Source organism: Dehalococcoidia bacterium (assembly GCA_021295915.1).
Lineage (GTDB): Bacteria > Chloroflexota > Dehalococcoidia > Lucifugimonadales > UBA1123 > VXRN01.
Window position 1 is genome coordinate 1 of sequence record JAGWBK010000075.1, and the last position, 4,430, is coordinate 4,430.

The 4,430-nt window shown below is 59.5% G+C and carries 5 protein-coding genes and 2 tRNA genes; 4 read left to right on the forward strand and 3 right to left on the reverse strand.

The features are described 5' to 3' along the window. Window positions 1–2: 2 nt before the first annotated feature. A tRNA-Gly gene (locus J4G14_14790) sits at window positions 3–74 on the reverse strand. Between the two features lie 88 nt (window positions 75–162). Here J4G14_14790 and J4G14_14795 point away from each other — a divergent pair. Further along, a complete protein-coding gene (locus J4G14_14795) occupies window positions 163–507 on the forward strand; it encodes a Lin0512 family protein (protein ID MCE2459057.1) in 345 nt (114 codons plus the stop codon). 180 nt (window positions 508–687) lie between these two features. Here J4G14_14795 and J4G14_14800 read toward each other — a convergent pair whose 3' ends face one another. After that, window positions 688–1,200, reverse strand: a complete 513-nt coding sequence (locus J4G14_14800) for an acyl-CoA thioesterase (protein MCE2459058.1) — start codon at window positions 1,198–1,200, stop codon at window positions 688–690. A 237-nt stretch (window positions 1,201–1,437) separates the two neighbouring features. Between J4G14_14800 and J4G14_14805 the strand changes: the two genes are divergently transcribed. Both J4G14_14805 and J4G14_14810 read left to right on the forward strand, forming a co-directional pair. Continuing rightward, on the forward strand, window positions 1,438–1,857 hold the full coding sequence (locus J4G14_14805; protein ID MCE2459059.1) for a cupin domain-containing protein: 420 nt from the start codon (window positions 1,438–1,440) through the stop codon (window positions 1,855–1,857). A 17-nt stretch (window positions 1,858–1,874) separates the two neighbouring features. Further along, window positions 1,875–1,951 (forward strand) — tRNA-Ile (locus J4G14_14810). A gap of 395 nt (window positions 1,952–2,346) precedes the next feature. Here J4G14_14810 and J4G14_14815 read toward each other — a convergent pair. Then, window positions 2,347–3,687 carry a cadherin repeat domain-containing protein gene (locus J4G14_14815; GenBank protein MCE2459060.1) on the reverse strand — a complete coding sequence of 447 codons (1,341 nt, stop codon included), beginning with the start codon at window positions 3,685–3,687 and terminating at the stop codon, window positions 2,347–2,349. Window positions 3,688–4,060: 373 nt separating this feature from the next. Between J4G14_14815 and J4G14_14820 the strand changes: the two genes are divergently transcribed. Continuing rightward, a partial coding sequence (locus J4G14_14820) for a transposase (GenBank protein ID MCE2459061.1) occupies window positions 4,061–4,430 on the forward strand: 370 nt, incomplete at its 3' end.

Genomic DNA, 4,430 nt, shown 5'->3' on the forward strand with positions numbered 1-4,430 from the left:
GGAGCGGGTGATGGGATTCGAACCCACGACATCCTGCTTGGGAAGCAGACACTCTACCCCTGAGTTACACCCGCTCTCTGTTCCCAACTGCGAGGGCAGTGTAGGATGGCCCTGATTCTACCAGAACTCCCGAGACCTTCAAATACACTAAGGAGAAGAACAATGGCACTGACACCCGCGATTCTCGAAATCGGCATAGGCATCGACCTGCACGGACAGGACTACACCCGAGCGGCCCGCCGCGCAGTCTGGGACGCCGTACACCACAGCAGCCTGATGTTCCTGGGACTGCTGGGCCCCGACACATCGCAGAACATGATCGTCGACGTCACCGTCGCGATTCCCAATCCCGACGCCGTCGACGCCGACGAAGTGCTTGCTGCCCTTCCTCACGGCAAGGGCCAGCTCACGACTGTGAAGGGCGGACTCGAGATCGAGCCCCGCGAGGGCTCCGGCGACAAGACCGTCATCGCCAACGCCGCGATAGTGGTCCGGGTCGACGTGTAGGGAGGGGCACAGACCCGTAGGGCGGTTCGAAGCCGTGTGATCTTGTTGGGCGCCTACCACGGAATCTAAAGTCCCCTCTCCCTCAGGGAGAGGGCTAGAGCCTGCCCCGGACTTGATCCGGGGGTGAGGGTGAAAGCACGGCCTCCGAACCGACAGTTTCGGGCAGTTCGCGAACCGTCCCTACACGTCGACGGGCATGTCCGGCCCCTCAGGCGATCTGGCGACGCCTCTCAGTCCGGGCAGATCATCGAGCGGTATGATCTCACCAGTGGCCTCATACGTCTCGATAAGTCGCCGCAGGTCATCCGGTACTGGCCTGGACGTCCCAGCGTCGCTGTCGTAGTCGACATGGATGACTTCGGCCTTCAGCACCAGGTCACCGGACCGACTGTTGTAGATTTCTGTGCGAGTCGCTATGCTGGAGTTCCCAATCCGATCTACGCGCCAGTAGAGGTCGAGGACGTCGTCCACGAGGGCAGGGGAGATGTACTCCAGCGTCGCCTTGACGGTCGCGGTGTCGAAGTGACGCCGGCCCTCAGGGTCATACAGCGCGATCCCCAGGTTGCGGTAGTACGCCGCCATCCCCACTTCCAGGTAGCTGAAGTACGCCCCATTGAAAACGATGCCCTGCGCGTCGCACTCCGCCCACCGCACCCTGATTCGACATCGAAACCTGAATTCGTCAGCAGTCATGCAACCAACCTGACAGTGTATTCATACTCCACGCTATTCCTGCGATGGGAGCCCTCTGCGAATTACCGTCATTCCCGCGAAAGCGGGAATCCAGGGCCCGCCCTCAACCTGGTCTCCTGCAAGGGCCCGACACGTCTCATCAGACACAATCCTGTCCATCCCATAATCAGACGAATCACAGTTCAGACAGCCCCCATTCCTTGACACCCATTTCAGCCCAAAGATATACTCCGAAACATGGACACGCAACTTACAGCAACGTGCAAAGTGGTACCTGCCGACGGCCTGGAGGTCGAGGTCTCCTCAGGGAGCATGACCCGGCTGGCTGGCGTGTCGAAGGCGCTTGCGGGCACTGAGGGGATACACCTGGCGATCGCCACGATCCCTCCGGCTTGCGCTGCGAGCCCGCACTACCACGTCAACTGCGAGTCCGCGATCTACGTGGTGAAGGGTAGGGGACGGTTCCTGTCCGGTAAGAATCTGCAGAACGCAGACAAGATCGGAGCCGGGGACTTCATCTACGTGCCGCCCAACTCGGTGCATCAGCCCATCAACGACAGCACGTCGGAGTCGCTGGAGCTGATTGTAGCGAGGAACACGCCGGTCGAGATCGTCGTCGAGTACGATCCCGAAAAGGCAGAAGCGCCGGCAGACTAAGCCGCGCACAATCACTGGGGCCATTAGCTCAGCCGGTTAGAGCGCAGTCCTGATAAGACTGAGGTCCGTGGTTCGAGTCCACGATGGCCCACCATTTCTTCCCTTCGCATCCCGTCGTTCCGGCGGAGGCCGGAACCCAGAAACGCATACACAGCCACCCCGTGTGCCCTGAGCACAACCCCGGTCGCCCTAAGCACAACCCCGTTCGTACTGAGCCTGTTGAGGGGCACCCCAGCCAACAGACCTCCTCTCCCTTGATGGGAGAGGACTGAGGTGAGGGTGAAAATCCCCCTCATCCTAACCTTCTCCCGCCAGGGGAGAAGGAACTATTGAGACACCCCCAGGGGTCAGGTCCGAGTGCCAAACTCTCACTACTCACTCCTCTTCACTCATTCTTCCCCAGGCTCCTCTTCACTCTCTCCTGAAGACAACAGGCCCACCGTTTCCGATGGGCCTGTCGCCACTTAGGTTCTTATGCCGGTTCTCGGCCTACTGGTTCAGTCCGGCGAAGTAGAGCGCGACGACCTGCAGCACCCTCTGCTGGTCACTGGGGGTTCCCGGTGAATTGAAGTAGTCAGTCACTGCAGCCAGCACCTCTGGCGCGTCGATCGTACCGTCGAAGTTGGTATCGTACTGGGCGTCAACGGGCACCCGCCTGGTGGTCGCTGCAGTCGCAGTCTGGCCTGCCCCGGAGTCGTCCGTGTAAGTGAGCGTCGCCCGCAGGTAGTTGCCCGCGTCGGCAGTACCTACGGTGTAGGTCGCGCCGGTCGCACCGGAGACGGTAGTCCAGATCGAGTTGTTCGTAGACCGCTCCCATTCCCACGAATAGGTGGTGGTGTCCGGGTTATCTGCGTCGGTCAGCGTGGCCGAAATGGATTCACCGATGATTGGTTGACTGAGCGACAGGGCCAGCGTGCCGTCGGTGCCAGGCACGGTGACCGTTGCGGCCTCGACGGCGGTAGCTGTAACCATGCTAAGAGAGTCACTTCCGTGGCTGGCGTCAGTGTAGGCCACCGTGATCCGCAGGAAGTAACCCACGTCTCCATCAACCGGCGTGTACGTGTTGTTCGTCGCACCGGAGATGTTGGTGAAGTTACCAGTGGCGGACGCACCGCTGGCCCACTGCCAGCCAGTTACTACTTCCTCGTCACCCTCGTCCAACTCGGCCGTCCGCTGTACGCCGACCTTCACCTCGTTGCCTGGGGATGATATGGATACGGAGCCGGGCTCATCGATGTTCGTGACCGTTACTGTGACGCTCATCGTGTCAGAGATATTGTCGCTGGAGGCCTTCACGGTCACGTTGTAAACGTTGTTACTATCCGCGTCTGTGGGGGCCTCGTAGTTCGGCGTGGAACGGAATGTCAGCACGCCACCCGCGGAGATCATGAATTCTGACGCGTCTGCACCTTCGAGCGACCAGGTAGCCCCGGGTGCTTCAGAGCCTCTCGCCATGAAGCTAGCCACATCCCTGGTCTCGTTCTCAGGATAGCTGTCTGTCGCTGGCCCTTGCACCGAGAGTCCCTTCCTGGAGAACGTGGGCTTCTCGTCTACCTTGACCACATTGATCGTCAGCGTCATCGTATCGCTTTCGAGCGATGGGTCGGTGGCCGTTACAGTGACGGTATGTGTGTCCCCGGCTTCGAAGTCGACCTTCATGCCGCTGCGCAGGCTGACCTGGGCAGTTTCCCAGTCGATCTCGAAAAGACTTGCGTCGGTTCCACCGAGCGTGTAGGTCAGCGTGTCTGGGTCGGTTCCTTCTACGTCAATTGCGGTGACAAGGTCCGGGTTCGGGTCAGCGGTCGAGGCAGACCCGTCCTTGTTGGACACTGCGGGTGCCCCCTTCATCTCCTCTAAGACATACCTGGTCTGTCCGGTTTGGAAGCCTTCAGTGTTGGGACCCTGATCCGGGAATCCCAGAGGCTGATTATCTGGGTCTGATACCGCCACGGGTAGCGTGGACGTACTGCTAGTTGCCGTCTTGTTTTGTCCCTGTGAATAAGTGTACTTGGCTACTGCCCGCAAGTGAGTGGGTCGGGCAGCATCTCCGTCTGTCGGAACGTAGGTCTTGGAAGTAGCACCGCTAATGTCCAGGAATGAGGTACCGGTTGGGGCATTCGTAACGGACTGTTGAAAAAGCCGTGGTTGTCGCTGGGAACGAAGGCGCATAAGATGGCGAGAGTATCAGGGTCAGGAAACCACGATGCTAGAGTCATTGGACCGCCATAGCAGGGACTCCACTCTGTTCCAGTTCACCACCAAACGTCTGAGGGACTTCCTCGATCCAAAGCATCTCCTCATTCAGATCGACGAGCAATTCGACTTCGCCAGACTCGTCGAGCCGCTCGAAGACTACTACTGTCGCGACAACGGCAGACCGGCCATCCATCCGGAGGTGCTGGTCAGAGCTCTGCTGATCTCGTCGCTATACAACGTCAGTTCATTTAGACGACTGTGTGCGGCGATTTCGGAGAACTTGGCTTTTCGTTGGTTCTGCTTCCTCTCGATCGACGACAACGTGTTCGACCACTCCACCATCAGCCATTTCATCGAGCGTATCGGCAACGAGGGCT

Excerpts from the sequence above, each read along its gene's own strand:
- J4G14_14805 (MCE2459059.1), top strand. The coding sequence starts at position 1,438 with ATGGACACGCAACTTACAGCAACGTGCAAAGTGGTACCTGCCGACGGC.
- J4G14_14800 (MCE2459058.1), bottom strand. The coding sequence starts at position 1,200 with ATGACTGCTGACGAATTCAGGTTTCGATGTCGAATCAGGGTGCGGTGG.
- J4G14_14795 (MCE2459057.1), top strand. The coding sequence starts at position 163 with ATGGCACTGACACCCGCGATTCTCGAAATCGGCATAGGCATCGACCTG.